Source organism: Streptomyces sp. NPDC047515, assembly GCF_040643055.1.
GTDB lineage: Bacteria > Actinomycetota > Actinomycetes > Streptomycetales > Streptomycetaceae > Streptomyces.
In genome coordinates this window covers 21404-46368 of sequence record NZ_JBEYTM010000031.1, presented here as the reverse complement: position 1 = coordinate 46368, position 24965 = coordinate 21404, and the positions used below count along the sequence as shown (strand labels likewise).

The 24965-nt window shown below is 70.2% G+C and carries 18 protein-coding genes; 7 read left to right on the top strand and 11 right to left on the bottom strand.

Annotated features, from left to right (window positions below):
• Nucleotides 1–68: 68 nt before the first annotated feature.
• The 4 genes from ABZ826_RS24215 to ABZ826_RS24200 all read right to left on the bottom strand — a co-directional run bounded on the left by ABZ826_RS24215 (nt 69) and on the right by ABZ826_RS24200 (nt 6436).
• Nucleotides 69–2867 (bottom strand): hypothetical protein, encoded by a 2799-nt coding sequence (locus ABZ826_RS24215; protein ID WP_361451932.1) that lies wholly within the window; start codon nt 2865–2867, stop codon nt 69–71.
• A 171-nt stretch (nt 2868–3038) separates the two neighbouring features.
• On the bottom strand, nt 3039–3965 hold the full coding sequence (locus ABZ826_RS24210; RefSeq protein ID WP_361451929.1) for a carbohydrate ABC transporter permease: 927 nt from the start codon (nt 3963–3965) through the stop codon (nt 3039–3041).
• Nucleotides 3965–4996: a sugar ABC transporter permease gene (locus tag ABZ826_RS24205; RefSeq protein WP_361451926.1), complete on the bottom strand. Its 1032-nt coding sequence runs from the start codon at nt 4994–4996 to the stop codon at nt 3965–3967. The genes ABZ826_RS24210 and ABZ826_RS24205 overlap by 1 nt, the downstream gene beginning before the upstream one ends.
• 57 nt (nt 4997–5053) lie before the next feature.
• Complete coding sequence (locus ABZ826_RS24200) at nt 5054–6436, bottom strand: extracellular solute-binding protein (RefSeq protein ID WP_361451923.1); 1383 nt, start codon at nt 6434–6436, stop codon at nt 5054–5056.
• A gap of 186 nt (nt 6437–6622) precedes the next feature.
• On the opposite strand from ABZ826_RS24200, the gene ABZ826_RS24195 reads away from it, so the two are divergent.
• A complete protein-coding gene (locus ABZ826_RS24195; RefSeq protein WP_361451920.1) occupies nt 6623–8476 on the top strand; it encodes a hypothetical protein in 1854 nt (617 codons plus the stop codon).
• A 317-nt stretch (nt 8477–8793) separates the two neighbouring features.
• Here the strand turns inward: ABZ826_RS24195 and ABZ826_RS24190 are convergent, their stop codons facing one another.
• A complete protein-coding gene (locus ABZ826_RS24190) occupies nt 8794–9807 on the bottom strand; it encodes an alpha/beta hydrolase (RefSeq protein ID WP_361451917.1) in 1014 nt (337 codons plus the stop codon).
• Nucleotides 9808–10014: 207 nt separating this feature from the next.
• Here ABZ826_RS24190 and ABZ826_RS24185 point away from each other — a divergent pair, with 207 nt between their 5' ends.
• Complete coding sequence (locus ABZ826_RS24185; protein WP_361451914.1) at nt 10015–11148, top strand: PP2C family protein-serine/threonine phosphatase; 1134 nt, start codon at nt 10015–10017, stop codon at nt 11146–11148.
• A 16-nt stretch (nt 11149–11164) separates the two neighbouring features.
• Here the strand turns inward: ABZ826_RS24185 and ABZ826_RS24180 are convergent, their stop codons facing one another.
• The 3 genes from ABZ826_RS24180 to ABZ826_RS24170 form a co-directional block, all read right to left on the bottom strand.
• Nucleotides 11165–12370, bottom strand: coding sequence for an aromatic acid exporter family protein (locus ABZ826_RS24180; protein WP_361451911.1), 1206 nt, complete (start codon nt 12368–12370; stop codon nt 11165–11167).
• Between the two features lie 132 nt (nt 12371–12502).
• Nucleotides 12503–12988, bottom strand: a complete 486-nt coding sequence (locus ABZ826_RS24175; RefSeq protein WP_361451908.1) for a nucleotide disphospho-sugar-binding domain-containing protein — start codon at nt 12986–12988, stop codon at nt 12503–12505.
• A gap of 305 nt (nt 12989–13293) precedes the next feature.
• Nucleotides 13294–14691, bottom strand: coding sequence for an APC family permease (locus tag ABZ826_RS24170; RefSeq protein WP_361451905.1), 1398 nt, complete (start codon nt 14689–14691; stop codon nt 13294–13296).
• A 299-nt stretch (nt 14692–14990) separates the two neighbouring features.
• Here ABZ826_RS24170 and ABZ826_RS24165 point away from each other — a divergent pair, with 299 nt between their 5' ends.
• The 3 genes from ABZ826_RS24165 (at nt 14991) to ABZ826_RS24155 (ending at nt 18569) form a co-directional block, all read left to right on the top strand.
• Nucleotides 14991–16439: an aldehyde dehydrogenase family protein gene (locus ABZ826_RS24165; protein ID WP_361451902.1), complete on the top strand. Its 1449-nt coding sequence runs from the start codon at nt 14991–14993 to the stop codon at nt 16437–16439.
• Nucleotides 16440–16539: 100 nt separating this feature from the next.
• The gene (locus tag ABZ826_RS24160) at nt 16540–17955 is read left to right on the top strand and encodes an FAD-dependent oxidoreductase (RefSeq protein ID WP_361451899.1); all 1416 of its coding nucleotides are present in this window, start codon (nt 16540–16542) and stop codon (nt 17953–17955) included.
• Nucleotides 17956–18035: 80 nt separating this feature from the next.
• Nucleotides 18036–18569 carry an Lrp/AsnC family transcriptional regulator gene (locus tag ABZ826_RS24155; RefSeq protein ID WP_361451896.1) on the top strand — a complete coding sequence of 178 codons (534 nt, stop codon included), beginning with the start codon at nt 18036–18038 and terminating at the stop codon, nt 18567–18569.
• A 15-nt stretch (nt 18570–18584) separates the two neighbouring features.
• Here ABZ826_RS24155 and ABZ826_RS24150 read toward each other — a convergent pair whose 3' ends face one another.
• From ABZ826_RS24150 to ABZ826_RS24140, 3 genes are all read right to left on the bottom strand, one after another.
• A complete protein-coding gene (locus tag ABZ826_RS24150; RefSeq protein ID WP_361451893.1) occupies nt 18585–19538 on the bottom strand; it encodes a hypothetical protein in 954 nt (317 codons plus the stop codon).
• Between the two features lie 269 nt (nt 19539–19807).
• Nucleotides 19808–20596 carry an oxidoreductase gene (locus ABZ826_RS24145; protein ID WP_361451890.1) on the bottom strand — a complete coding sequence of 263 codons (789 nt, stop codon included), beginning with the start codon at nt 20594–20596 and terminating at the stop codon, nt 19808–19810.
• 221 nt (nt 20597–20817) lie between these two features.
• On the bottom strand, nt 20818–22071 hold the full coding sequence (locus ABZ826_RS24140; protein ID WP_361451887.1) for an ROK family transcriptional regulator: 1254 nt from the start codon (nt 22069–22071) through the stop codon (nt 20818–20820).
• Between the two features lie 190 nt (nt 22072–22261).
• Between ABZ826_RS24140 and ABZ826_RS24135 the strand changes: the two genes are divergently transcribed.
• Both ABZ826_RS24135 and ABZ826_RS24130 read left to right on the top strand, forming a co-directional pair.
• On the top strand, nt 22262–24493 hold the full coding sequence (locus tag ABZ826_RS24135) for an alpha-N-acetylglucosaminidase (RefSeq protein WP_361451884.1): 2232 nt from the start codon (nt 22262–22264) through the stop codon (nt 24491–24493).
• Nucleotides 24494–24627: 134 nt separating this feature from the next.
• Nucleotides 24628–24867, top strand: a complete 240-nt coding sequence (locus ABZ826_RS24130) for a hypothetical protein (RefSeq protein WP_361451881.1) — start codon at nt 24628–24630, stop codon at nt 24865–24867.
• The last annotated feature ends 98 nt before the right edge of the window (nt 24868–24965 follow it).

Genomic DNA, 24965 nt, shown 5'->3' with positions numbered 1-24965 from the left:
CCATGGTCTCGCATGGAGCGGCGGGGGGGTGCTGTCAGGTGCACCCGGCCCCGCCCGTTCATCGGAGATCAGTCGGTCAGTTGGACGGCCCGCAGGCCGGTGGCGCTCTTGGAGTTATTGGCGATGGCCGAACCCCACTCGGACCAGCCGCGCCCCCGGCCGTCGTCGTCGAAGTCGTTGACGACGACGCCGAGTCCGATGGACGCGGTCGGCTTGCCGGCGAGGCCGAGCGAGGCCCACGGTACGGTCACCGAGTAGTGGGTGGTGGTGCCGTCACGGCTGATCCTTGCGGTGGCACCCGGGGTCGGGCCGGCGGACTGACCGGACGGCGGCCGCCAGGTGTAGACCTGCGGCTTGCCGCCCACCAGCGAGGCGCCGACCTCGACGTACTGCCGGCTGCGGCCGGGCAGTTGAGGCGTGACGGCGAACTGGATGCTGTCGCCCTGCCACATGTTCTCGGCGGTGGTGGCGGGTTGGGCCAGGACGTTGTCGGTGATCTCGCCCTTCAGTACGAGTCCGGCGTCGGTGTACTGCGGCCGGATGGTGCCGGAGAGGTCGGCCGCGCCCTGGTAGCCGCCCGTGTAGTGCAGGGAGCCCTGAGCCGCCACGTCGATGGGTGTGGTGGTGTCGGTCCCGGCGGGCTGGACCGCTCCCCAGCCGTTCCAGCTGCCCGCAGGGGTCCTGGTGCCGTCGGGGGTGTTGACGTACGCGGCCGTCCAGTAGCGGTTCCACGGCTTGATGTTGCGCGCGTCCACGGTGTACGAGGTGCTGGACTCGGTGCCGACCTCGATCGGTCCGTCGATGCTGCCCCGGTCCAGGTAGGCGGTGCCCTCGTTCACCTGCCAGTCCAGCTTGGTGAGGTCGAGCGCCGAGCGGGCGCGGTTGTTGGTGACAGTGATCCTCAGCGCTGCGGTGAACGGTGCGGCGTTCTTCACCACCGGGTCGAAGGTGACCTCGGTGGGTGGCACCACCTCGGTGTCGGACGTAAGACGGGCGAGGGTGAGCGGTCCCGCTCCGACCGTGCCACTGACCGAACGAGCCCCGGTCAGGGACGAGGTGGGCAGTTCCACGGTCTTGCGGGTGACCTTGCCGGGCCGCGCGATCAACCGGTACTCGGTCCCGGCGATCCGGAAGTCGACGCGCGGCGGCATCGGTGTGTGCCCTTTGGTGCGGTCCACCTGGAGCACCGCGCCGACGGTCTCCTCCGTGTTCGAGCGCTCCGGCAGTGCGAGGGAGAAGACGGGCGCGGTCACGGCCTTGACGGCGCTCACCGCGCCCTTGACGTACAGCACCTGTCCGTCGACACCGAGCTGCACCTTGCCACCGGCCGGGGTGTAGGTCTTCGCACGGCCCGACTGGTCGGTGACGGTGACCGGTCCGGTGGCCGAGAGCTCCACGGTCCCCGGGGTCGCGGCCGTGGTGTAGAGCGTACGGACGGTGTCGGTGCCGGTGCCGAAGCGGTACGAGCGCACGGCATCGGAACCGGCGTCGTCACGGCCGGCGTAGGCGCGGCCCGCGATCTGGCGGATCAGGACGCCCTCGGTGACGACGGACGGCTTGGGCTGCCATGCCAGGACGTCGGCGGTGGGGCGCTTGAATCCACCGAAGTTGTGTTCCTTGTCGGTGGCGTCGGTGCCGTCGTTGGTGAGGTCGTACCAGTAGTAGCGGTTGACACCCGAGGCGAACGAGAAGATCTGGGCACGCGGCAGGTACTCCGCCTGCACGGCCGGGGTGACCCCGTCGCTGTGGGTGGGGTATCCGTTCTCCGTGATCCACAGCGGGAAGTCCTTGCCGCCCGCCGCGTCCAGATCGGCGCGTACCTGCGGCAGCTTCGCCAGGGCTTCCTCGGGCGGCCTCGGATAGCCGTACTCGTGGACGCTGAGCGCGTCCATGTGGTCCAGGCCGCCGATCGCGTACAGCCGCTTGAGCCAGTCGGTCTGGAGACCGGCCAGGCCGCCGCCCACGACGGTGGCGTCCGGCACCTTGGCGTGCACCTTGCCGAAGCTCGCCTTGAGCAGCTTGAGGTAGCAGTCGGCGGTGATGCCGCAGGTGCCGTTGTTGAAGCCGGTCGAGTTGTACTCGTTGTAGATCTCGACCTCCTTCGTGGACTGCTGGTACTTCTCCACGACGGCGGCGGTGTACTTCCCGTACGCCTCCAGCGCCGCGTCGGATGCCGGTGTCCGATTGCTGTCGTAGAGGGGGTTCCGGTAGCCGGAGATCGGCAGGGCGGTCAGCCCCTGCGTCTTGGCGTACGGGATGTGCTGGTCGGTGGAGTAGTTGCTCCAGGTGTACTCGCCGGCGGTCTTCTCGATGGCGCTCCAGTTGATGTCGGAACGTATCCCGTGCATCCCCATCAGCTTGACGGAGCGCAGCAGCTTCTGGTCGTCGCCGTCGTTCCACCCGTAGTGGATGCCGGTGCCGAAACGCGGGTCCTTCTGTTCGTGGCCGGCCAGCGCGCTCAGCACGCCGAAATTGGCGGTACGGGTGGTGGCGCCCGCCGTCACGGTGAGTGTGTAGTAGCCGCTGCCGAGCTGGGTGACGTCGACGGTGGCCGTGCCGCCCGAGACCGGTGCGGTGCCCGACGCGACCGTCAGGCCCTGGTCGTCCACGGCCTGCCAGGCCACCGAGGCCTGGTCGGAGGTGAGGGTGATCTTCGCCTGGCCCTTGACGAAGATCAGGTCGGGCGAGGTGACGGTGAGGGTGCCCGCGGCCGCGTGGGCGGCCGGGGCCGTGCCGGACAGGGGCGCCGCCACCAGCAGGCAGCCGAGCAGGGCGGCGGCGCCGCCCCATGCGACGGGCCGCGTGGAGCGGCCCCTTATTCTGGCCGGTGCCAGGGGCCCTGGCCGGATCATGCCGTTCTGTTCCATCGAGGCGTCCTCTCGATCGGATCGGCGCGGTGCGTCCTTGGGTGGTCCCGGGTGGTGGTGTGCTCCGTCGGCTGTACCCCGGCGGAGCACACCGGCCCGTGTGCCGTCGGCGCGCACCGCTGCCGCCGTCGGCCGGCGCGGACCGGGTCCGCGCGTATGCCCGGGTCGAACTCATCCCTTGAGGCCGGTGAAGCCTCCCCCGCCGCGTACGATCTGCCGCTGGAAGATCAGGAACAGCACGAGCGGGGGCAGGATGGCGAGCAGCATCCCGGCGATGAGCAGCGACTGTTCCGCCATTTCCGCGAGGCGTGGCAGTGCGGCGGAGATGGGCTGCTTCTCGGTGTCCGGGATGACGATCAGGGGCCAGAGAAAGTCCTTCCAGGAGTTCACGACCGTCAGCAGGGTCACCACCGCGAGGATCGGACGCGACATGGGCAGCACGATCCGGCGAAAGATGATGAACGGGCCCGCACCGTCGACCTTGGCTGCCTCGAAGAGTTCACGTGGGATGCCGTCGAAGAACTTCATCACGATCAGTACGGTGAAGGCGCCGGCGGTGTGCGGCAGCCAGACGCCCCACGGGCTGTTGGCGAGGGAGATGCCGAGGCCCGGCAGATCGATCACGGTGAGGTAGAGGGCCACCAGGGAGATGGAGCCGGGGATGAAGAGGGTGGCGAGCACCATCCACCGTACGGGCGCCGCCCACTTGGGGCGCAGCACGGACAGCACGTATCCGCCGGTGGTGGCGACCAGGAGGTGCGCGACGACGGAGCCGGTGACCAGGACCACGGTGTTCCACAGGTAGTGGCCGACCTGCAGTTCGTTCCAGGCGCGGGAGAGATTGTCCCATTGCGCGTGGCCGGGCCAGAGCGCCAGCGGATCGCGCAGCAGTTCCTGGGTCGGTGAGACGGCGCCCTTGAACGTCCAGTAGAGAGGCGCGGCTCCGAAGGCGAGCAGCAGCAGGAGCGAGAGGGCCTGCACGGAGCGGAGCGAGACGCGTACGGAGGTCCGCCGCCGGTCGGCGTTGGACAGGAGTCCGCGTCCGCTCTCCTCGGGACGGTTCCTGCGGCGGGTGCGAAGGGGGGTCTGTACGGCCATCAGTTGCTCCAGCTCCTCGTCGCCCGCAGATAGATCGCCGAGAGCGCGCCGAGCACGAGAGCCAGCATCACACTGAGCGCGGTCGCGGCTCCGAAGTCGCCGTTCTGGAAGGCGTAGTTGTAGATCAGCATCAGGACGGTGAGAGTGGAGTCCTCCGGGCCGCCGTCCGTCATCACGAAGGGTTCGGTGAAGACCTGCAGGGTGCCGATGATCTGGAGCAGCAGCATGATCAGGACGACCCCGCGCAGCGACGGCAGGGTGATGTGCCAGACCCGGCGCCAGATGCCCGCGGCGTCGATCTCGGCGGCCTCGTACAGTTCGGCCGGTACGGAGCCGAGCGCCGCCAGATAGATGATCACCGTGGAGCCGAAGCCCGCCCAGGTGGCTTCCAGGACGATCGAGAGCATTGCGGTGTCGGTGGACTGGAGCCACGGGTACGGGCCGAGGCCCACATGGGCCAGCAGCTGGTTGAACAGACCGGCGTCCGGGTCGTAGAACACCTTCCAGAGCAGGACGGAGACGACCGGGGGGATCGCCACCGGCAGGTAGGCGAGGATCCGGAACAGCGTGCCGCCACGCCGCAGTTCGGCGATGAGCACCGCGAGAAAGAGCGGCACGGGGAAGCCGATCACCAGCGCGAGCAACGCGAACAGCGCGGTGTTCTCGACCGCCGTCCACAGCAGGGGGTCCTCCAGCACATGCCGGAAGTTGTCCAGGCCCACCCATTCCGCGGGGCCGACCAGATTGGTCTGCTCGAAGCTGAGCCGGACGCTCTGGACGATCGGCCACCAGGAGAAGTAGGCGAAGCACAGCACCATCGGGAGGCCGAACAGGACGGTGGTGACACCTCCTTGCCTGACCCAGCGGACGAGGCGTTCTGCCGGGCCGCCACGACGCGGGGAGGTGTCCGGCGGCGGCCCGTCCGAGCTTTGTGGCCGAGGCGCGGAGGGGTCGGCGGACGGCCGTTGCTTCGTCCGGTTCTTCCGGGTGCGGTTCCTGGCGGGCGCCACAGGCGCCTGTGACCTGCTCATCGACGTCTCGTCGCCTCTCCTCGTGCTGTGCTCAGTGCCTGACGTGCCGGGCACGTCTCAGTTCTGCGCCCGCTCCACCTGGGACTTGACCTGTGCGGCGGCCTTCTTCAGCTGCTCGGCCGGATCGGCGTTCTCGCGCGTCAGTACGGCCTGCACGGCGCTGTCGAGGGCCTTGTAGACGTTCTGCGCCTCGACGGGCGGCTCGATGGCCAGCTCGTACTCGTCGAGCGCCTTGGTGTACGGGGCGAAGTGCGCGACCGGCACGTTGGCCTGCTTGTCGATCGCGGCCCGGACCGGGTCGGCGATGGCCGGCTTGTAGAACGGGACGGTCGGCGCACCGATGACGGCGCCGTCCTTCTTCATGGACGCCGCATCCTTCTCGCCGAGCGCGACGTCGTACTTGGGAGCGAGGTAGTAGAAGTCGATGAACTTCGCCGCGGCCTCACGCTGTTGCGGGGTGGCCCTGGGGCTGATCACGGCGACGGCGCCGCCGGCCAGGGTCCGCTTGCTGCTGCCGTCCGTGGGCATGGCGGAGAGCCCGATGGTCTCCGGGTCGCCCTTGTACTGCAGGATGTAGTGGCTGATGATGCTGGGCCCGGCGATCGTCATGCCGATCTTTCCGGCGGAGAAGTCCTTCTCCATGTCGGTCATGTTGCGCAGCTGGTTCTTGCCCATCGACTGATCCGTCCAGCGCATCTCCTTGAGCGCCTTCAGGGACTTCTCGGCGCCGCTGCCGGACCGGTCGAAGGTGTTGGCCCACTTGCCGCCGGACGCCTCCTGCATGTGGTCGCCGAAGGAGTAGGCCATGGCGGTGAGCATCCAGCCGCCGGCGTTCTCCTTGGTCATCTGGGCGTAGCCGGTGGCATCGGTCTTCTCGGAGATCGCCTTGGCCGCGGCACGGACCTCGGGCCAGGTCGTCGGCGGCTTGTCGGGGTCGAGTCCGGCCTTCTCGAAGAGATCCCGGCTGTAGACCAGTCCGAGCGCATACTCCTCGGTGGGTATGCCATAGATCTTGCCGTCCAGGCCCTTCGCGGCGCCGAGCACCACCTGATTGAAGTCCTCGCTGTGCTTCAGCCCCTTGAAGTCCACGGTGAGATCGGCGATCTGCTTGCGCTTGATCAGGCTCGACATCTCGGTCAGCGGCACCCGGACGACCGTCTCCAGGCTGCCGCCGCCCACCTTGGTCTGGAAGCTCTGCTGGTCGTACTGGTACTCGTTCGTCTTGATCCTGATCTTGGGATTGGCCTTCTCGAACTCCGCCACCCGCGCGTTGAAGATCTTGAGCGCGGCCGCGCTGGTGGCCGGCGGGCGCCCGGAGACCGTGATGGTCACCGTACCGTCGGCGGCGTTGTCACTGCCGGAACCGGAACACGAGGCAAGCACGCAGACGAGCGCACCCGCGGTGACGCCCGTCAGGGCGATGCGCAGGGAGGGTCTCATCGGGGACTCCATTCAGGGGCAGACCGGAAACCGACTGGAAAGCGTTTTCCAGCCGGGGTCACCTTGCACCGCCCGATATCGCCGCGTCAATGGGGTGAGGAGCGGATTTCCGGCCCCTGACTTCACCGAGAACCCCTTGCCGGGGCGGTGACGTCGGCCTAGCCTCTGGAAAGCGTTTCCCAAGCATTGTCGAAGATCGTCGGTCCGACGGTCGCGAGCTGGAGGACTTCCCGTGCACCCTGGTCGGCCGCCGAGTACGACCGCACCCTGCTGCGAGCGGCCCTTTCCGAAGGCGACCGCTGCTGGGACCCCGAGGCGAACCTGCTGCGGGTCGAGGCCCCGTACAACCCCATCCACACACACATCAAGGGCGGTCTCGCCCACCCCACCCGCAACTCCCTGCAGTACGCGCTGCTCCTGCTGGAACGGGGCGGTGCGGGCGACGCCGAACGCGCGCACGACGTGATCCTGCGGATCGCGGAGCTCCAGGACCGGTCGGTGGAGAGCGCCACCTACGGCATCTGGGGCTACTACGCCGTGGAAACCGCGGCCGAGATGGACCCGGCCGACTGGAACTGGGCGGACTTCCTCGGGATCCAGTTGCTGCTGGTGCACGCCCGGCACGGGGACCACCTGCCCCCCGCGGTGCTGCGTGAGATCCGGGAGTCGGTACGGCACGCGGCGGCGTCGATCGTCCGCAGGAACGTCCCCATGTCGTACACCAACGTCGCCGTGATGGGCACGTTCGTCACGCTCGCAGCCGGCGGACTCCTCGACGACGGGAAGCTGTTCGCGTACGGCAAGGACCGCATGGTGCGGCTGTGCGAGGCGATCGACAGCACCGGCAGCTTCACCGAGTTCAACAGCCCGTCCTACTGGGGCGTCGTCCTCCAGACCCTGACCCTGATCAGGGAGCATGTGCGGGACGAGGAGGTGCTGGTCCTCAACGACCGCCTGCACGACCGGCTCTGGCTGCACTTCCTGGCCCGCTGGCATCCGCCGACCCGTCAGCTCTCCGGTCCGATGGCCCGCTGCTACAGCAATGATCTGGGCGTGCCGCCGTTCCTGGTGAAGGCGGTGCGCGGGGTGCTGGGCACCCCGGACGTCCACCCCGTCCGCGGGGAGCTGTCGGTCGGCGTGGACTCCTGCGTGGACTACCGCGTGCCCGACTGGGCCCTGCCGCGGCTGCTGGAGCCGGACGGTGAGCGTGAGCACCGGGAGCTCTTCGCCCAAAACCCGTCGCCGGAGACGGGAACCACGTGGCTGGACGCGGTCACCACGCTGGGCAGCGTGAACCACCAGGACACCTGGCTGCAGCGGCGCCCGCTGTTCGGCCACTGGGTACGGCCCGACGGCACCGCGGGGCACCTGCACGTCCATCTGCTGAAGGACGACGGGGCGGAGGACTTCGACTTCGCCTCGGGGGTGATCTCCACCGTGCAGAGCGGCCCGCACGTCGCCTGGCTGACGGGCTTCGCCTGCCCGGCGGGCGACCGGCACCACCACCTCGACGTGATCCGGCCGGGTGACCGGTTCCGGGCGCGCTCACTGCGGCTGGTGGTCGACCTGATCGGCGCACCGCCGGTGCCTGAGACGTCCGCGGTCGACGGCGCTGTCGATCTCGATCTGGGGACGGCACGGCTGGCCTTCAGGCTGGCCGGGGGCAGCTTCGGCGGCCGTGGGCCGACGGTCCGGCTGGTCCCGCGCGCCGACGGGATGCGGATCGAGGTCGTCCTCTTCGAGAGCGCGAGCCCGGCGGAGCTGGACTGGGCGACGCTGGGCGACACCTTCGCGGCGGGGTCCCTCTCCCTCGTGCCGTCCGCCACGGGGCGGGCCCGGGAGCAGGTGCCGAACCCCGAGGTGGACAGCGTCGGCAACTGCGCCGAGGTCCGCTGGACGACGCCACAGGGGCGCCGGCTCACGCTGAGCGGCGGCCGGTCGGCGGTGTCCCGCGAGGAGCACGCCACGCTGTACTCCGCGACGCTGGACGGCGCGGCGCCGCCCTCGCCCCGTCTGTCGGAGTCCCGGCTGGTTCCGTAGACATCCGGGGCTGCCGCGTCGGTCCGAGGCCGGGGCGGGGCTCGTCGGCAGGAGCCGGAGGAGTCGGTGCGCACGCGCCGACTCCTCTTCCGGGCGGCCACACGTACTGTCGTGCAGCGCCCCGGTGGGCGAACGCGACCGGGTGACAGGTGCGTTGGAGTCCGTCCGGACCCGGGATCCGCATGACGGGGGAGCGCGAATGACCGCTCAGTCGCACACCGACGCTGTGACAGCTGGGCCCCCGCCGCGGCGTGGGACGTGAGCGGAGCGGGCCGATCCCGGGGACCGGCCCGCTCCCGGGCCCTCACCGATGGGTCTCAGAGGGCTGCGTCGGGCCCGCTGCCGGCGGCCCGACGCCTGCGGACGGCCGTCACGAGGCTCGCGCCGGCCAGGACGGTCACGCCCGCGAGTCCGCCGAGGCAGACCAGGGCCAGCGTGCTGGTGCCCGTCGAGGCCATGGTGGACGCGGCGGGTGTGTTGTCTCCGGCGGCCTTCCGGACGAGATCGGCGACGGCGTCGGGGCGCGACACCATCGCGACGTGCGAGGAGTCGACCTCGACGGTGCGGGACTTGGCCCGCTTGGCCTCGTAGCGTTCGAGGTCCGGGGCGATGGCCTTGTCATGGGTGGCGACCAGCGCCCAGGACGGGATGGTCCTCCAGGCGGCCCCCGCCGCCTTCTCCATGAACGCGGCCCCGTTGATGGGGCGTTGAGCAGCGGCCATGACAGCGGTGGTGCCCGACGGCACGTCCGCCGCGAAGACCTCGTGGAACTTGTCGGGCCGGATGTACAGGTCGGCCCCTTCCCCACCCTCGGCGTCCGGGAACGGCACCGGCTTCAGCGCCGCGTTCAGCTCGCTTCCCGCGAACTTCGCCGAAAGATCCGCCAGCCTCTCCCCCTTGTCCGGCATGAGCGCGGAGACGAACACCAGCGACTTCACCTGCGGGTTCCCCGCTGCGGCGTCGCTGATCACCGCGCCTCCATAGGAGTGCCCGGCCAGCACGATCGGGCCCCTGATGCTCTTCAGCACACTGGCTATGTACGCGGAGTCATGGGCGAGCCCGCGCAGTGGATTGGCCGGGGCCATGACGTCGTAGCCCGCGCGTTGCAGTCGTTCCGTCACGCCGTTCCAGCTGGAGGCGTCGGCGAACGCACCGTGCACCAGCACCACCGTGGGCTTGGTGCCGGCCGCGTCGGCGCCGCCGTCGGCCGCGACGGCCGCAGGGGCCGCGGGGGCCGTGGCGAGCGCCGCCGCGGTGAGTGTGGCGGCGACGACCCGCGCGCGACGTCCGGGTATCCGTGTCCGCGGGGCGAGGAAGGCCGAGACGGTCATGCTGTTCTCTCTTCGTCGAGGAGCGGTTGGTGGGCCCAGCGTTTCCGGACCCGGCCGGAACGGCGCGACACGAGAAGCAGACGGGTGAAAGCGGCCGACCGTCCGGGTGAGCCCCGGACGACGCAGAGTGACGAGGGGATGTTGCCGAGCCGCGCCGATCCGCTGTTACGGGGCGCGGCGGCGAACCGGGTGCGGTATCCCGGAAGCATGGGTTCCCAGCCGTTCCTGCAGTTGTTCCGGAAGACCCCAAGGCGCAGGAACGCTCTCGTCGCGATGCCGTTCGCGCTGATCGCCATTGTCACGATGGTCGATGTCGTCGCGCCACCGGACGTGCATCTCGGCCCGTTCCTGGTGGCGGCTCCCGCGGTGACCGCCTCGTTCAGCGGGCCGCGCATGACCGCCTTCGTCGGTGCGGTCGCCGTGCTGGCCCAGTCCGGGGTGGCCGTCATGCGCAGCAGCATCAACGACCTCAACCACACCTACCAGATCGTCGCACTCGTTCTCATCTCGGTCTTCGTCACCTTCTTCGCCCGGCTGAGGGAGCGGAACGAACAGGCGGTGTCCCAGCTGCGGTCGGTGGCCGAGGCCGCGCAGCAAGTGGTGCTGCGACCGCTGCCCGCACGGAGCGGCCCCCTGCGCATCGCCTCGGTCTATCTGGCCGCGGAGGCGGAGGCCCAGATCGGGGGCGACCTCTACGCCGCCGCCCGCACTGCCGACGGAACCCGCCTGATCATCGGTGATGTCCGCGGCAAGGGACTGGCCGCCATCGGCGAAGCGGCCAGTGTCCTGGGGGCGTTCCACGCCCTTTCCCGCCAGGAGTCGCACCTGCCCGACCTGGTGGCGCGTCTGGAGGCGAGCATCGCGCCGGACCAGCAGTACGCCGTTGCCACGGACGGGGACGGGGACGGGGACCATGAGCTCGCGGAGTCCTTCGTCACCGCGGCCGTTCTCGACATCCCCGATGCCGCAGCCGAACTGAGCCTGGTCAGCTGCGGTCATCCACCGCCGCTCCTGCTGCGTGCCGGAGAGGTGATCCCGCTCGATGTGCGGGTACCCGCCCCGCCGCTCGGGCTGGCGCATTTGCTGGTCACCGAACACATGGCACAGACGTTCACCTTCGACGTCGGCGACACCCTGCTTCTGTACACCGACGGCGTCATCGAGTCCCGGGACCGGTCAGGGTTCTTCTACCCGCTCCCGGAACGGGCCGCGTCGCACTGCGGCAGCGGGCCGGGCCCGCTGCTGGAGTCGCTCTGCGCCGACCTGGTCCGCCACGCCGGGGGTCGTCTGGGCGACGACGCGGCCATGGTCGCCATCGAACGGCTTCCGGCCTCCGGATAGTGCCGCCTGCGCCGTCTCAGTTCCGGGTGCCTCGCAGCCGTCGCGACACGGCGTGCAGCCAGGGATGACGGTCGTGCACCTGCGCGGAGCGCCGGTCGAGCTCCTTGCCGAGGCGTTCCGTGCGCTTGTCGATGTCGAGCTCGTCCAGAATCCGGTCGACCTCGGCGAGCAGGGCCCCGTGCAACTGCCACTGCCTGGGGTGTTCCTGGACGTCTTCGAGGAGCAGGTCCGCCACCCGGTCCCGGGTCGCGCGGCTGACGGCGAGTGCGCGGGCCAGCCGGTCCTCGGCCTCCTCCGCGTTCTCCGCGACCGGAGTGGTGATCAACTCCGAGAAGCTCTCGATGGCGTCGGCCATCTGTCCGAACAGTTCCCTGAGGGATTCGGCCACGTCGGCGGGGAACAGCGTCTCGTCGGTACGGGCCTTGGCCAGGTCGGTCAGCGTGCGTGACAACACCCGCAGCACCACGGCACAGATCTCCAGGGTGTCCAGACCGGTTCGGAGCACGACCCGGTAGAGCAGTCCCTGCCTGACGCGCGGATTGAGGGTGAGCCCCTCCTCGGCCTGCCGCAGCGAGGCGTCGACCTCCACGATGTCGTGGTCCAGCCGGCGGGCCTCATGGAGCCGGTCGGCCGCCCGCTGGACGGAGATGTGCCCGGCCACGTCCTCTCCCATCGCGCGGAACATCCGCCCCATCGCCGTGGCCAGGCTGTCGATGGAGGCGCCCGCCGACTGTGCCCACACAGGCGGCGCGAACAGCAGGTTGAACAGCAGTCCCACTCCGGCGCCGATCAGGGTCTCCAGCACACGGTCCCACGCGGTGGAGGCGACCTGGGACACGCCCAGTACGAGCATCGCGCTGATCGCCACCTCGGGTACGAACTCGTCGACGCGCACCAGCCGCCCGATGATCAGCGAAGCGAAGATCGTCAGTCCGAGGCTCCACCAGCTGAGGCCGACCAGGGAGCTGAACGCAGTGGCGATGAGCACGCCGACGACGACGGAGTTCACCCTGCGGATCCCCGTGGTGAGGGTGGCGTAGAGAGTGACCTGTACGACGAGGAGCGCGGTGAGCGGCGCCGTGAGCGGCGCCGGATGCGGAAGGGTCCACACCGCCACGACGTAGGCGATGACGGCTGCTGCCGTGGAGCGCAGGGTCTGCGCTCCGACCGGCTCGGTGGTACGCCGGACTAGCTTGATCACGGGTGCGGATACTCCTGGCATCTCTTTCCCATGCCCGCCGGTACGCCGTCGCAGCGCCCCGGCTCACCGAACCCCACCGTACGGACGTGCCCGGCCGGTTCGGACGGGCATCCTTCGCACGCGTGCCGTTCGAGTGGCCGAAGCGGTCGCGGCTCAGGAGCACGGGTCGAGAGTGCTGATCAGTTCCCGGCATGTGGTGGTGGCCCGCATCTCGTCGGCGAGTCGGCCGGCGCGCGCACGGTACGACGGTTCCTTGAGCAACAGTCGGGCGGCCGACCGGATGCGGGAGACGTCGTCGGGGCCGAGCACCGCCGAATCGTCCGCCGGACCACCGGTCGGGGTCACCGCGAGTCCCGCACCCGCTTCGGCTACCAGCAGGGCGTTCACCGGCTGGTCGGCGAAGAGGGGGACGCAGACCAGCGGGACACCTGCCGCCAGCGCCCCGAAGACCGTGCCCGACCCGCCGTGGCAGACCACGAGCGAGGCGCCGGCGAGAACATCGGCCTGCGGCACCCATGCCTCCACATGGACGTGGGGCGGAAGCTGTCCGATACCCGGCAGATCGGCGCCGTGGCCCGCGGTGAGCAGTACCCGTAGGGAAACGCCGTCGTCCGCGGGCAGCTCCAGCACGCGCTTCATCACCCGCGTCAGTTCGTCGCGACGGCTCCCCGCCGATGCGGTACGGCTGTTCCCTGGCCGCCAGTGACGCTTCGAGCCGCGGTGGGGCGACGACGAGGACGTCGTCGCCCCGAGCCGTGCGCGCGTCGATGAAGGGGACGATCGGATGGAAGTGACCCGATCCGCCGGTCGAGGCGAAAAGTACACGCATGAGCCCGAGCCTAGGGAGGGCCACCTCTTGCCCGCAGGACCACTTTCCGCCTGTTTCCGGGGACCACTTTCCGCCTGTTTTCCGGCACCTTGACGCGGTGCGGACGCCGCCCGCGTCAGGCCGGCCGGTCGTCGGTGGGCCGCCGGTCCTGCACCTTGATCCGGTACAGCCACAGCAGCACCGCCGCCACCAGGACGGCGAGCGCCACGCCCAGTTCGGTGTAGCCGCCGTAGCCGGTGATGGAGAATCCGGTCGCGCCCACCACCAGAACCACGGTGAGGAAGCCGGCGAGCGCCCAGGCCAGCGGGACGAAGAACCGGGGCAGCCGGATGGGCCGCACGGCGTCGGGCCGGTCCCTGCGCAGCAGTGCGAAGCCGGAGACCGCCAGCACATGGGTGAGAATGTACCCCAGGTTGCCCGTGACGATGATGGCCAGCGGGGTCTGAAGCACCGTCAGTACGAAGACGTTCAGCACCAGCGCCACCAGCAGGGCGCGAGCCGGCACACCGCGCCGGTTCAGCACCCCCACCTGCTTGATGGTGAGTCCCGCCTTGCCCATCTCGTACAGCACCCGGGAGCCGTCGGCGAGGCCGGTGATCATGATGAGCAGCAACGAGGCGATCAGGAAGACCACCATGAGGTCGGAGGCGCCGCCCACCAGGTCCTGGAAGGCGCCGACGAAGAAGGTGGTGGGCTCCTCGCCGATGGCCTTCTCGCCGACGTATCCCGACAGGGTCAGCGGCAGCAGGATGAAGACCCCCAGGGAGAACAGCACCCCGGCACGCAGGGCCCGGGTGGTGTCGCGCACCGTGTCCTTGTACTCCGGGGCGAAGGTCGCGCACACCTCCACTCCGAACGAGGTCCACGCCATGACGTACAGCCATACCAGGGCCTCGCGCAGTCCCGCCGCACCGTGCAGGTTCCAGTGCAGACCCTGTGCGCTCCAGTCACCGGAGAACAACGGCAGGACGATGAAGACGGCGAGAGGTATCAGCAGCGCACCGCCGGTGACGTAGACGACCCACATGGCGACGTGCAGGCCGATCATCGCGGCGCCGAACAACAGCAGCATGACGAGCAGGCCCACGGCGATGGGGAAGTCCACCTTCAGTGGTCCGAACTCCACGCTCCAGTCCTGGCCGGGGAACCACTGGGCCCGGACGAAGGAGCCGATGAGCCCGGAGTAGACCGCGAGGGCCGTGGTCCAGGGGAACCAGTAGCCGATGCTCGCGATCGGGCCCACCACGGGCGCCCGCTTCTTCCAGCCCTCGGTCGCGTAGTGCGCGATCCCGCCGGAGGAGTCGGGGAACATCGCGGCCAGTTCGGTGTAGATCCAGTTGGTCGCCGTGGCCAGCACCATCGAGGCGGCCCACAGGGCGATGGCACCCCAGGCACCGAGACCGCCGATGGAGGCGCCGAGGGAGGCGATCAGCGCCGCCGGCATGGTCAGCGACATCGCGAATCCGTCGAACCAGCTCATCTTCTTCGGCAGTACGGGGGCCGCCGTACCCATCGAGTGCGAAGGGTTTGACGAGGGCGGGGCTGGAGTCTGTGGCTGGGATGACATGGCGTTCCCCTCAGGGTGGGAGCAGGCAGGAGTGCCGATGTGGCCTGGTTATAAGGGAAGCGAAAAACTCCTGTCAATACTCATGAATCAGCAATGATCCGATTGCTTGATTGCTGATTCAGCAGTCTTGACAGTTCCTGATTGCTCGGCGAGTCTCCAGTCATCGCTTCGCACCGGACCCGGGACGGCGCGGCTCCGAGCCGGCGCGCCCTTTCCCGGTCAGGACAGGACAGAGAGGCCAACGCATGACCACCTCGACCGCCGACCGGCACCAGCTCTTCATCGACGGCGCCTTCACCAACGGCACCTCCGGGAAGACCCATGAGGTCATCAGCCCCGCGACGGGCGAACTCGTGGGCAGCTTCCCCCTGCCCACGGCCGCCGACGTCGACGCCGCGGTGCGTGCCGCGAACGAGGCCCAGCCGGCCTGGGCCGCGACCAATGTATGGACCCGCGCCGAGCTCTGTCACCGCATCGGTACGGAGCTCGGCAGGCGCGTGGACGAACTCGCCCGTCTCCAGTCCCTGGAACAGGGCAAGCCGCTCGCCGAGTCCGTCGCCGACGTCGAGGAGGCGGCCAAGCTCTTCCATCTGCACGCCGAGGACGCCGTACGGCTGCACGGCGAGACGCTGCCCTCCACCGACAACACCAAGCGGATGTTCACCTTCCAGCGCCCGGTGGGCACCTGGGGCATCATCACGCCGTGGAACTTCCCGCTGCTGATGCTCGCGGAGTTCGTCGCCCCCGGTCTCGCCACCGGCAACGCCCATGTCGTCAAGCCGCCGGCCAACACCCCGCTGACCGTCCTCAGGGCGATGGATGCCTTCGTCGCCGCCGGGCTGCCCGACGGCCTCGTCAACATCGTGCCCGGTGAGGGCGACACCGGCGAGGCGCTGGTACGTCACGAGGGCATTCACGCGATCGGCTTCATCGGCTCCTCCGCGACCGGGGCGAAGATCCAGTCCGCCGCCGGGCTCAAGCGCTCCATCATGGAGTGCTCGGGCAACGGCCCGCTCGTCGTCCTCGCCGACGCCGATGTCGAGGCCGCCGCGAAGGCCGCCGTCGACGGCGCCTACCCGTGTGCCGGACAGGTCTGCTGCGCCACCGAACGCGTCATCGTGCACGCCGACATCCACGACGAGTTCGTCGAGGCCGTCCTGCGCGAGGCCCAGCGCATCACCCTCGGCGACCCGTTCGACCCCAAGACCGTTCTCGGCCCCCTCAACAACGAGGGTGTCGCGGCCAAGATGGACCGCCACATGGCCGATGCCCGCGAGCGGGGCGCACGCGTCCTGCTCGGCGGCAAGCGCGCCTCGGGCCACCCCACCGACCTCTACTACGAATTCACCGTGGTGGACGGGGTTCCCGAGGACAGTCTGCTGTCCCGTGAGGAGTCCTTCGGACCGGTCGTCCCGATCATCACCGGACAGGACGAGGACGATCTGCTCCGCATCGCCAACGACGACAAACTGGGCCTCCAGGGCGCCGTCTTCACCCGGAGCATGACCTCCGCGTTCCGTTTCATCGAGGAAATGGCCGTCGGCCAGGTCGTCGTGAACGAGAGCAACAACTGGTGGGACATCAACATGCCGTTCGGTGGCGCCGGCAGCCGGTCCACCGGCTGGGGCCGCATCGGCGGCAAATGGACGCTCATGGACATGACCGACACCCGCACCGGCGTCATCAGTCTCTGACCGCCCCGCCCGCTCCCACCCACCGCCGACCGGGGCCCCGACCAGCTTCGGGGCCCCGGCCCGCGCTGCCCCACCACGCCGGCAACGAGGTACCCGCCACATGACCACCGCCGCCCCGCGCCCCTCCGACCACCGCAGCCGTCTGCGTGACACGAACGCCGCCCCCTACTGGCTGGACCGGCCCGAGCACCCCACGCCCCTGCCCCGGCTGACCGCCGACACCACCTGCGATCTCGCCGTCGTCGGCGGCGGCTACACCGGCCTGTGGACCGCGCTGCTCGCCAAACGCGCCGAGCCGGAACGGGACGTCCTCGTCCTCGAACAGAACACCTGCGGCCACGCGGCCAGCGGTCGCAACGGCGGCTTCTGCTCACCCAGCCTCACCCACGGCCTCGCCAACGGCGCCGACCGCTGGCCCGCCGAGGCCCGGCTGCTGCACCGCCTGGGCATGGAGAACTTCGACGCCTTCCGGCGCGACCTGGACACCCATGGCATCGACTGCGGATTCGTACGCGGCGGCAAGGTCACCGTCGCCGCCACGCCCTGGCAGGCCGAAGGGCTCAACAGCGCCCACGCGCTCGCCCACCGGTACGGCGAGCGGACCAGGCTGCTCGACCGAGAGGAACTGCGGGCGTACGTCGACTCCCCCGGCTGGACCGCCGGCCTCTGGTCCCCCGACTACGCGCTCCTGGACCCCGCCCGGCTCGTCTGGGGCCTGCGTGCCGCCTGCCTGGACCTCGGAGTCCGCATCGCCGAGCACACCGAGGTCACCGCGCTGACCACCCGTCACGCCGGGCGGGTGCGCCTCGCCACTCCGTACGCGGCGGTCGGGGCCCGGCAGGTCGCTCTCGCCACCAACGTCTACCGGCCCCTGCTCAAGCGCCTTTCGCTCAGCATGATTCCGGTCTACGACTACGCCCTGACCACCGAGCCCCTGAGCGACGAGCAGCTCGCCGCCATCGGCTGGACCGGTGACCACGGAATCACCGACGCGGGCAACCAGTTCCACTATCTCCGCAAGACCGACGACAACCGCATCCTCTTCGGCGGCTACGACGCCATCTACCACTACGGCAACCGGGTCGACGAACGGCTCACCCAGCGACCCGCCACCTTCGACACCCTCGCCGCCCAGTTCGCCGAGGCCTTTCCCGCCCTCGCCGGTGTCCGCTTCTCGCACTCCTGGGGCGGTGTCATCGACTCAACCACCCGCTTCTGCATGTTCGCCGGCACCGCGGCACACGGCCGGATCTCCTACGCACTCGGCTTCACCGGACTCGGCGTCGGCGCCACCCGGTACGGCGCCGAGGTCATGCTGGACCTGCTCTCGGGGCGGCGCACGGACCGGCTCCGGCCGACGATGATCCGCCGTCCCCCGGTGCCCTTCCCGCCGGAGCCGGTCCGGTATCTGGGTGTCGAGGCCACCCGCTGGTCCATGGCCCGCGAGGACACGCACGGCCATCGCAATCTGTGGCTGCGCACCCTGGACCGACTCGGCCTCGGTTTCGATTCCTGAGCCGGGCAGGATAGGCCGTACGACCGAAGAACCGGGCCCGCACGCCGTGATGGGCCGTACATGAGAGCCGGAGCAACTGCATGAGCACGCTGGGTGGCAGCCCCCTGGACGACACCGACCGCCAGATCATCGCCGCACTCCAAGCGGACGGCCGCCGCCCGTACAGCCAGATCGCGGAGGAACTCGACATCCCCGCCTCCTCCGTGCGCTACCGCGTCCAGCGTATGGAGGAGAACGGCACCCTCCAGATCGTCGGCATCGCCAACCCGCTGACCATCGGCTTCGACCGGTTCGCCATGGTCGGCATCCGGGTGAGGCCGGGCAGCGCCCAGGAGGTCTGCCGACGGCTGAGGGAGTTGCCCGAGACCTCCTACGTGATCATGACGGCGGGTACCTACGACGTGATGGCGGAGGTGATCTGCCGGGACACCGACCACTTCACCGATCTGATGAACCGCAGACTGCATCAGATCGACGGAATGGTCTCGACCGACTCCTTCTTCGTACTGGAAGTGCACAAGCTGGCGTACGGCTGGGGCGTCGGCGAGGTGGACAGCTCGCTGCTCGACGCCCCGCAGCCACCGCTGGGCGCGGGTCTCGACCAGCGCCCCTGAGCGGCGAAACGGTCGTCAGGCCGTGAATCCCACGTGGACATGGTCGTGATGGGTGGCGTCGGTGAAGAACTGATTCGCCGTCGCGCCGCCGGAGGGCCGGAGCGGCCCGCCGACGTTGTACGAGCCGGCCGCCGCCGCGTCCCGCATGAACGACTCGATCAACCGGCGCGACGTGGCCGGATCGACGACCATGTGCCCGTCGATCCGCGCGACGTCGAAGGCCCGGCCCAGTGGATGATCACTGGGCCGGTCGGTGCCGAACACGTACAGCGGGTGCCCGGAGCGGATCACGCTGAGGTCCATCCGGTACGTGCCGACCAGGCTCAGCAGGGCCCGCAGCACGCTCAGGTGGACGTGCCCGCTGCGGATGTCCGCCTCGGCCGCGGGCGGCAGACCGATCCGCGGTTCGGCCAGCACCCGCTTCGCCTCCGCGGGCAGCGCGGCTGCGGCGGCGCCGGGGCGGGCCGGGTGAAGATCGGTGACCTCCCAGTGGGGCCGGGCCCGGCTCAGCCGTACGTCGACGGTCGTGCCACCCGCGTGGCCGGGCGTCCATTGACGGCACACCACCAGCACACTGGCCGAGTCCGCCAGAATCCCGCCGTACTGCGCGTCGATCACCTGGAGCGCGGCCCGGTCCGCGTCGGGGCGCAACGCACCCGCCCGGTCGACCAGTGACGGCTCCGCCCCCAGCGTGGCCATCCGTCTCTTCGCCGCGGCCGCGCCGCCCTGCCCGGCGGGCCAGGCGCCGATCGCCTCCACCACCCGCACGGCACGCAGCTTCACGTCGGGCTCCACGTCGCCGCGGTCGGGACGCCAGCCCGTGGTCGTCGGCAAAGGCGGTAGCGGGGACGGGGGTACGGACGTGGACGGGCCGGCGGCCGTCCGGGACGTCGCCGAGCAGCCCATGGGCCCCGCGAGCAGCCCGCCGGTGCCGAGCAACAGGGCGCGGCGGCCGAGTGATGGTGGCATGCGATGCCCCGTTCCCGTTCGGGGTCCTCCGCCACGCGGACGCGGACCCGGACAGCTTCCGATGGTTGTCGACGCCCGTGGCGCGCCGCGGCCGGCGGGAAGCTCACCGGAGCGGGGCGCGTGGGTCTCCCGACAGCAGGCCCCTCTCCCGCGCCGGTCCCCTCCTGTCACAGGTCGTTTCCCGTCACAGGTCGTTTCCCGTCACAGGCCATTGCCCGTCTCAGGTCGTTGCCCGTCACAGGCCGTTGCCCGTCACAGGCCGTTGCCCGTCACAGCGTCGTGACGAGTCCTCCGTCGATGACGTAGTCCGATCCGGTGACGTTGCCCGACCGGCCGCTCGCCAGCAGCAGTACCAGATCGGCGACTTCTTCCGGCAGGCTGAACCGCCCGGTCACCGACCGGGACGCGAAGCCCTCGGCGATATCGTCCGGGGCGCTGCCGTCGGCCGCCGCGACGGTCTGCGCGATGCCTCCCTCGCCCAGCCAGAGGTCGGTGGCGACGGGCCCGGGGCTGACGGTGTTCACGCGTACCCCGTGCGGGCCGACCTCCTTGGACAGGGCCTTGGAGAAGTTGCTCAGGGCCGCCTTGCTCGCTCCGTAGTCGATGACCGAGGGGTCGGGCAGGAAGGCGGAGACCGACCCGACCGTCACGATCGAGCCCGAACCGCTTGCGATCAGGTGGGGCAGTGCGGCGCGTGTGGTGCGCACCGCGGTGAGGAGGTTGACCGTCAGCGCCCACGTCCATTCGTCGTCGCCGACGGACAGGAAACCGCCCGCTCTCGGACGCACGGCCCCGACATTGTTGACGAGGATGTCCAGGCCGCCGTACCGGGCGACCGCTTCCGCCACCGGTTCCTCGGCGCCGTCGGGCCGGGTGAGGTCCGCCCGCACGAAGTGGACGTCCTCGCGCGCCGTCAGCTCCGACAGCGGTTCGGTGAGGGTACGGGAGGCCGCGACCACTCGCGCGCCTTCGTCGGCGAGCGCCCGGGTCACCGCCAGGCCGATGCCCCGGCCGGCGCCGGTGACCACGGCCGCCTTGCCTGTCAGACGCAGATCCATCACGCTCTCCCAGCAAACGAACGGCACCGACGAGGGATTGGGGCGCCCCACCGGAGGGAAGGCGCCGGACCCAGCGTCACCGGGGCCGGCGGTGGTGGCACGGCCCGGAGAGCAACGGGGTGACGCGGGCCGACCGTCCGGGTGACAGCGGCTGTCGGTACGCCTCCGTCCCTTCGCCCGGCGCCCCTCGCCGTCCGCCGCGCACCGCCCCCGCCCCGTCGCTACATGACTCCTCGGTGGGTCGTTGTCACGCGTTCTTCGGCGACGTCCAGGGCGTGACGCACCGCCCCCAGCGCGACGGCCCGTTCACCGAGCACCGACGTAGTCAGTTCCACCGGCACCAGGGTGCGGGATCGCAGGTGCCTGCGCACCGGGTCGAGCAGGGTGTCCCCCGCACGCGAGACACCGCCCCCGACGACCACCCGGCCCGGATCGAGGACGAGCAGGAGCACGGCGAGACCGCGGGCGAACCGGGCGGCCACCTGTTCCACCACGTCGACGGCGGTCCGGTCCCCCGCCTCGGCCGCCGCGAAGAGCGGCGCGATGTCGTGGGCGTCGCCGACGGGAGCACCGGCCTCCAGGGCCAGCCGGTGAATGGCCTCGGCGCCGACGAGCCGTTCGAACGGCCCCATGCCATCGGCCGGAAGCGGTCCGGGGGTTGTGCCGGAGCCCTCCTGCAGGTCGATGAATCCCAGCTCACCGGCGGCGGCCGAATTCCCCCGGTAGGGGCGGCCGTTGATGACGATGCCGGTGCCGATGCGCCTTCCCCACTGGACGAAGACCAGGCAGTCGGCGCGCATACCGGCAGCGTCGCCCCCACCGGTCACCGAGGGGGCCGCGGCGCCCCGCCAACGCTCGGCAAGCACCGCGAGGTTGACGTCGTTCTCGATGGAGACCGGACAGCGCAGCCACTCGCGCAGCAGCGAGACGGCGGGCAGCCCGGCCCAGTCGGGAATGCTGGGAGCGAGCAGCACCTCGCCACGTTCCGGGTCGACGATCCCCGGGGTGCCCGCACTCACCGCCCAGAGGTTCGACAGCGGCACGCCCGCCTCGGCCGCCGCCGCTGTCAGCGCGGCCCGGACCGTGGCGAACAGGCGCGGCCCGGCCGTCCCCCTGTCCACAGCCACGCGATGCGTGGCCAGTACCTGGCCCGCCAGGTCCGCGATCATCACCAGCACCTTGTGCGGGCCGATGTCGACCCCGGCGACGTGTCCCGACTCGGCGCGGAACCTGGCGTACTGGGCGGGGCGGCCGAGCTGCTGCGGTCCGGTGGCCGTGGTGAACTCCACCAGTCCGCAGTCCCTCAGTTCGCTCAGGGCCCTGGTCACCGCGGGCCGCGACAGTCCGGTGAGCGCGGCGAGGTCCGTGACGCGGGCGGTGGGGGCGTCGCCCTCCCGCAGTGCGGTCAGGACCGCGGCGACGTTCATCCGGCGCAGGACGTGCGGACCGGTGGCCGCCGTTCCTTCGACTGACATGTCGTCAACTCCCTTGCCGGACCGCACTGTCGGCACTGTACCCAACACTTCGAGGGCGCGGGCTGTCGGCGCTCTTGACGGTCACGGCACGCTCTGTCCATATTAACGAATGCTCCGTTAGTAAGTCTGATGCGCGTTCGCTCCATGCGCTCGGCAAGCCCCCGCATCCCTTCGTCGGACGAGGTCGGCCTTGAGAAGCCTCAGATCCTGGATCGTCGCCTGCGCGACCGCCCTCACGGTGCTGGCCGCGGTGCCGAGTGCTCCCGCCGCTCCCGCGGAGGCGGTTGCCCGCAGCGGACCCGCCTTCGCCGCCGGGCCGGCCGAGGCGGCCCTGCGCCGTCTCCTCCCCCGGCACGCCGGGCAGTTCGACCTCGTTCCGGTGAGCCGTCCCGCCTCCGGTGACTACTTCGCCGTCTCCGGGACCACGGGCCATGTGCGGGTTCGGGGAACCAGCCCCGCCGTGCTGCTCAGCGGGGTCGACTGGTATCTGAAGTACACGGCGAAGGTCGACATCGGCTGGCCGGGTGACAGCACGTCGAGGCTTGCGAAGCGACTCCCCGCACCCGTCGGCACGGTCCGCCGGGACGCCTCGGTGCCGCACCGGTTCGCCCTCAACGACACGGACGACGGCTACTCCGGCGCGTACCGGGACTGGGCCTCGTACGAGAGGCAGATCGACGTCCTGGCCCTGCACGGCGTCAACGAGGTGTTCGTGCAGATGGGTGCGGACGCCGTGTACTACGACACGTTCCAGGAGTTCGGTTACGCGAAGAAGGACCTCGCGTCCTGGATTCCCGGTCCGGCGCACCAGCCGTGGTGGCTGATGCAGAACATGTCCGGCTTCGGTGGCCCGGTCACCGAGAAGCTGCTGGACCGGCGTGCCACGCTCGGCCGCAGGATCGCCGACCGGCTGCGCCTGCTCGGCATGACCCCGGTCCTGCCCGGCTACTACGGCACGGTCCCGCCCGGATTCACGGATCGCAATCCGACGGGCCCCGTGGTCCCGCAGGGCGACTGGGTCGGTTTCGAACGGCCGGACTGGCTGGACCCGCGCGGCAAGATGTTCCCGAAGGTCGCCGAGGCCTTCTACCGTCACCAGCGGAAGCTGTTCGGCGACTCCACCATGTACAAGATGGATCTGCTGCACGAAGGCGGCAGGCCTGGCGATGTGCCCATCGCGGAGGCGGCTCGGGCCGTCATGAACGCTCTGCAGACCGCGCACGCGGGAGCAACCTGGGTTCTGCTCGGCTGGCAGAGCAATCCCTCCACCCAGCTCATCGACGCGGTCGACAGGAACAGGCTGTTCATCGTCGACGGACTGGCCGACCGCTACAACGGCCTCGACCGGGAGGCCGCCTGGCACGGCACGCCGTACGCCTTCGGAACCATCCCCAACTTCGGGGGTCACACCACGATCGGGGCCAACTCCGCGGTCTGGACTGCCCGGTTCAACGAATGGCGCACCAAGCCGGGCAGCGCGCTCCGGGGAATCGCCTACCTGCCGGAGGGCACCGGCGGCAACCCCGCCGCGTACGAACTGTTCACCGAGCTCGCCTGGCAGAGCACCCCGTCCGACCACGCGGCCTGGTTCGCCGACTACGCGGAGCGCCGTTACGGTGGCGCCGATCGGCATGCCGCCAAGGCATGGGAACTGCTGCGGGCCGGCCCCTACAGCACCCCGTCCGGCACCTGGAGCGAGTCCCAGGACAGCCTGTTCACCGCGCGCCCCGCACTGACCGCCGGCTCCGCCGCCAGCTGGAGCCCGTCGTCCATGCGGTACGACGCGTCGACGGTGCAGCGGGCACTCGCGGAGCTGCTCCAAGTCGCCCCCGAACTACGGAAGTCGGATGCGTACCGGTTCGATGTCGTGGATGTGGCCCGGCAGGCCCTGGCCAATCGCAGCCGTACGATGCTGCCGCAGATCAGGTCCGCGTACGAGGAGAAGGACCTTGCCCTGTACCGACAGCGGGCCACGGAGTGGAAGCGGGACCTCGCCCTGCTGGACCGGCTGCTGGCCTCCGACCGGCGGTTCATGCTGGGCCCCTGGCTCAAGGACGCCAGGTCCTGGGGCAGCACTGATGCCGAGCGGGCCACCGCCGAGTTCGACGCCCGCTCGATCCTCACCACCTGGGGCCATCGTTCCGGCAGCGAGTCCGGCGGGCTGCGCGACTACGCGAACCGCGAATGGTCGGGACTGGTCTCCGACTTCTACGCCAAGCGCTGGACGCTCTACCTCGACTCCCTCGACACGGCCCTGACCACCGGTCGGCCCCCGGCCGCGATCGACTGGTTCGCACGGGACAACGCCTGGAACCTGGAACGCAAGAGCTACCCGGTGAAACCCACCGGCGACCCGGTGGCCCTGGCCGGCTCCGTGCGCGCAGCCCTGGGGGCATCCTTGGCGCCGACTGCCGTCCGTTGACCGACCGGTGCCCGTGACCTCGGCGCCGTTCGGGACCACCGGTCCGGATCCCGGCGCGCCCGCCGGGGCCGTCGCCGGCCGGCGTGACACAGCTCACGACTATTCAGGTATTGCGCAACCATTAAAGTGTAAACATGGATGCCGATACCTCCGACACTCAGGCCAAACAGCAGATCGCGATGCTCGACGGCGGCCCCGCACACGGGCTGCGCATGTGGGTCACCAGCCGGCCACCGGTGGTTCAGGTCACCTGGCCGTGCGAGGTCGAGGCGCCACCCGAAGGCATGCGCGTGGAAGCCCTGTACGTCTATCGGCTCGACCCCCGGGCCAAGGAGCAGCCGCTGCGCTACGGCTTCGACGGGGCCAGCCCCTGACGGTCCCCGGTCCGGGGACATGAAGGACCCGGCCGGTCACGGACACGCGTGCGTCGGCAGTGTCCGGTCACGGCCGGGCCCCACGTCCTGCGCGGCGG

Coding starts and splice junctions, on each gene's coding strand:
- ABZ826_RS24140 (WP_361451887.1), bottom strand. CDS start 22,071: ATGTCAGTCGAAGGAACGGCGGCCACCGGTCCGCACGTCCTGCGCCGG.
- ABZ826_RS24180 (WP_361451911.1), bottom strand. CDS start 12,370: ATGCCAGGAGTATCCGCACCCGTGATCAAGCTAGTCCGGCGTACCACC.
- ABZ826_RS24200 (WP_361451923.1), bottom strand. CDS start 6,436: ATGAGACCCTCCCTGCGCATCGCCCTGACGGGCGTCACCGCGGGTGCG.
- ABZ826_RS24215 (WP_361451932.1), bottom strand. CDS start 2,867: ATGGAACAGAACGGCATGATCCGGCCAGGGCCCCTGGCACCGGCCAGA.
- ABZ826_RS24185 (WP_361451914.1), top strand. CDS start 10,015: ATGGGTTCCCAGCCGTTCCTGCAGTTGTTCCGGAAGACCCCAAGGCGC.
- ABZ826_RS24170 (WP_361451905.1), bottom strand. CDS start 14,691: ATGGGTACGGCGGCCCCCGTACTGCCGAAGAAGATGAGCTGGTTCGAC.
- ABZ826_RS24150 (WP_361451893.1), bottom strand. CDS start 19,538: ATGCCACCATCACTCGGCCGCCGCGCCCTGTTGCTCGGCACCGGCGGG.
- ABZ826_RS24165 (WP_361451902.1), top strand. CDS start 14,991: ATGACCACCTCGACCGCCGACCGGCACCAGCTCTTCATCGACGGCGCC.
- ABZ826_RS24190 (WP_361451917.1), bottom strand. CDS start 9,807: ATGACCGTCTCGGCCTTCCTCGCCCCGCGGACACGGATACCCGGACGT.
- ABZ826_RS24160 (WP_361451899.1), top strand. CDS start 16,540: ATGACCACCGCCGCCCCGCGCCCCTCCGACCACCGCAGCCGTCTGCGT.
- ABZ826_RS24205 (WP_361451926.1), bottom strand. CDS start 4,996: ATGAGCAGGTCACAGGCGCCTGTGGCGCCCGCCAGGAACCGCACCCGG.
- ABZ826_RS24145 (WP_361451890.1), bottom strand. CDS start 20,596: ATGGATCTGCGTCTGACAGGCAAGGCGGCCGTGGTCACCGGCGCCGGC.
- ABZ826_RS24175 (WP_361451908.1), bottom strand. CDS start 12,988: ATGAAGCGCGTGCTGGAGCTGCCCGCGGACGACGGCGTTTCCCTACGG.
- ABZ826_RS24210 (WP_361451929.1), bottom strand. CDS start 3,965: ATGGCCGTACAGACCCCCCTTCGCACCCGCCGCAGGAACCGTCCCGAG.
- ABZ826_RS24155 (WP_361451896.1), top strand. CDS start 18,036: ATGAGCACGCTGGGTGGCAGCCCCCTGGACGACACCGACCGCCAGATC.
- ABZ826_RS24130 (WP_361451881.1), top strand. CDS start 24,628: ATGGATGCCGATACCTCCGACACTCAGGCCAAACAGCAGATCGCGATG.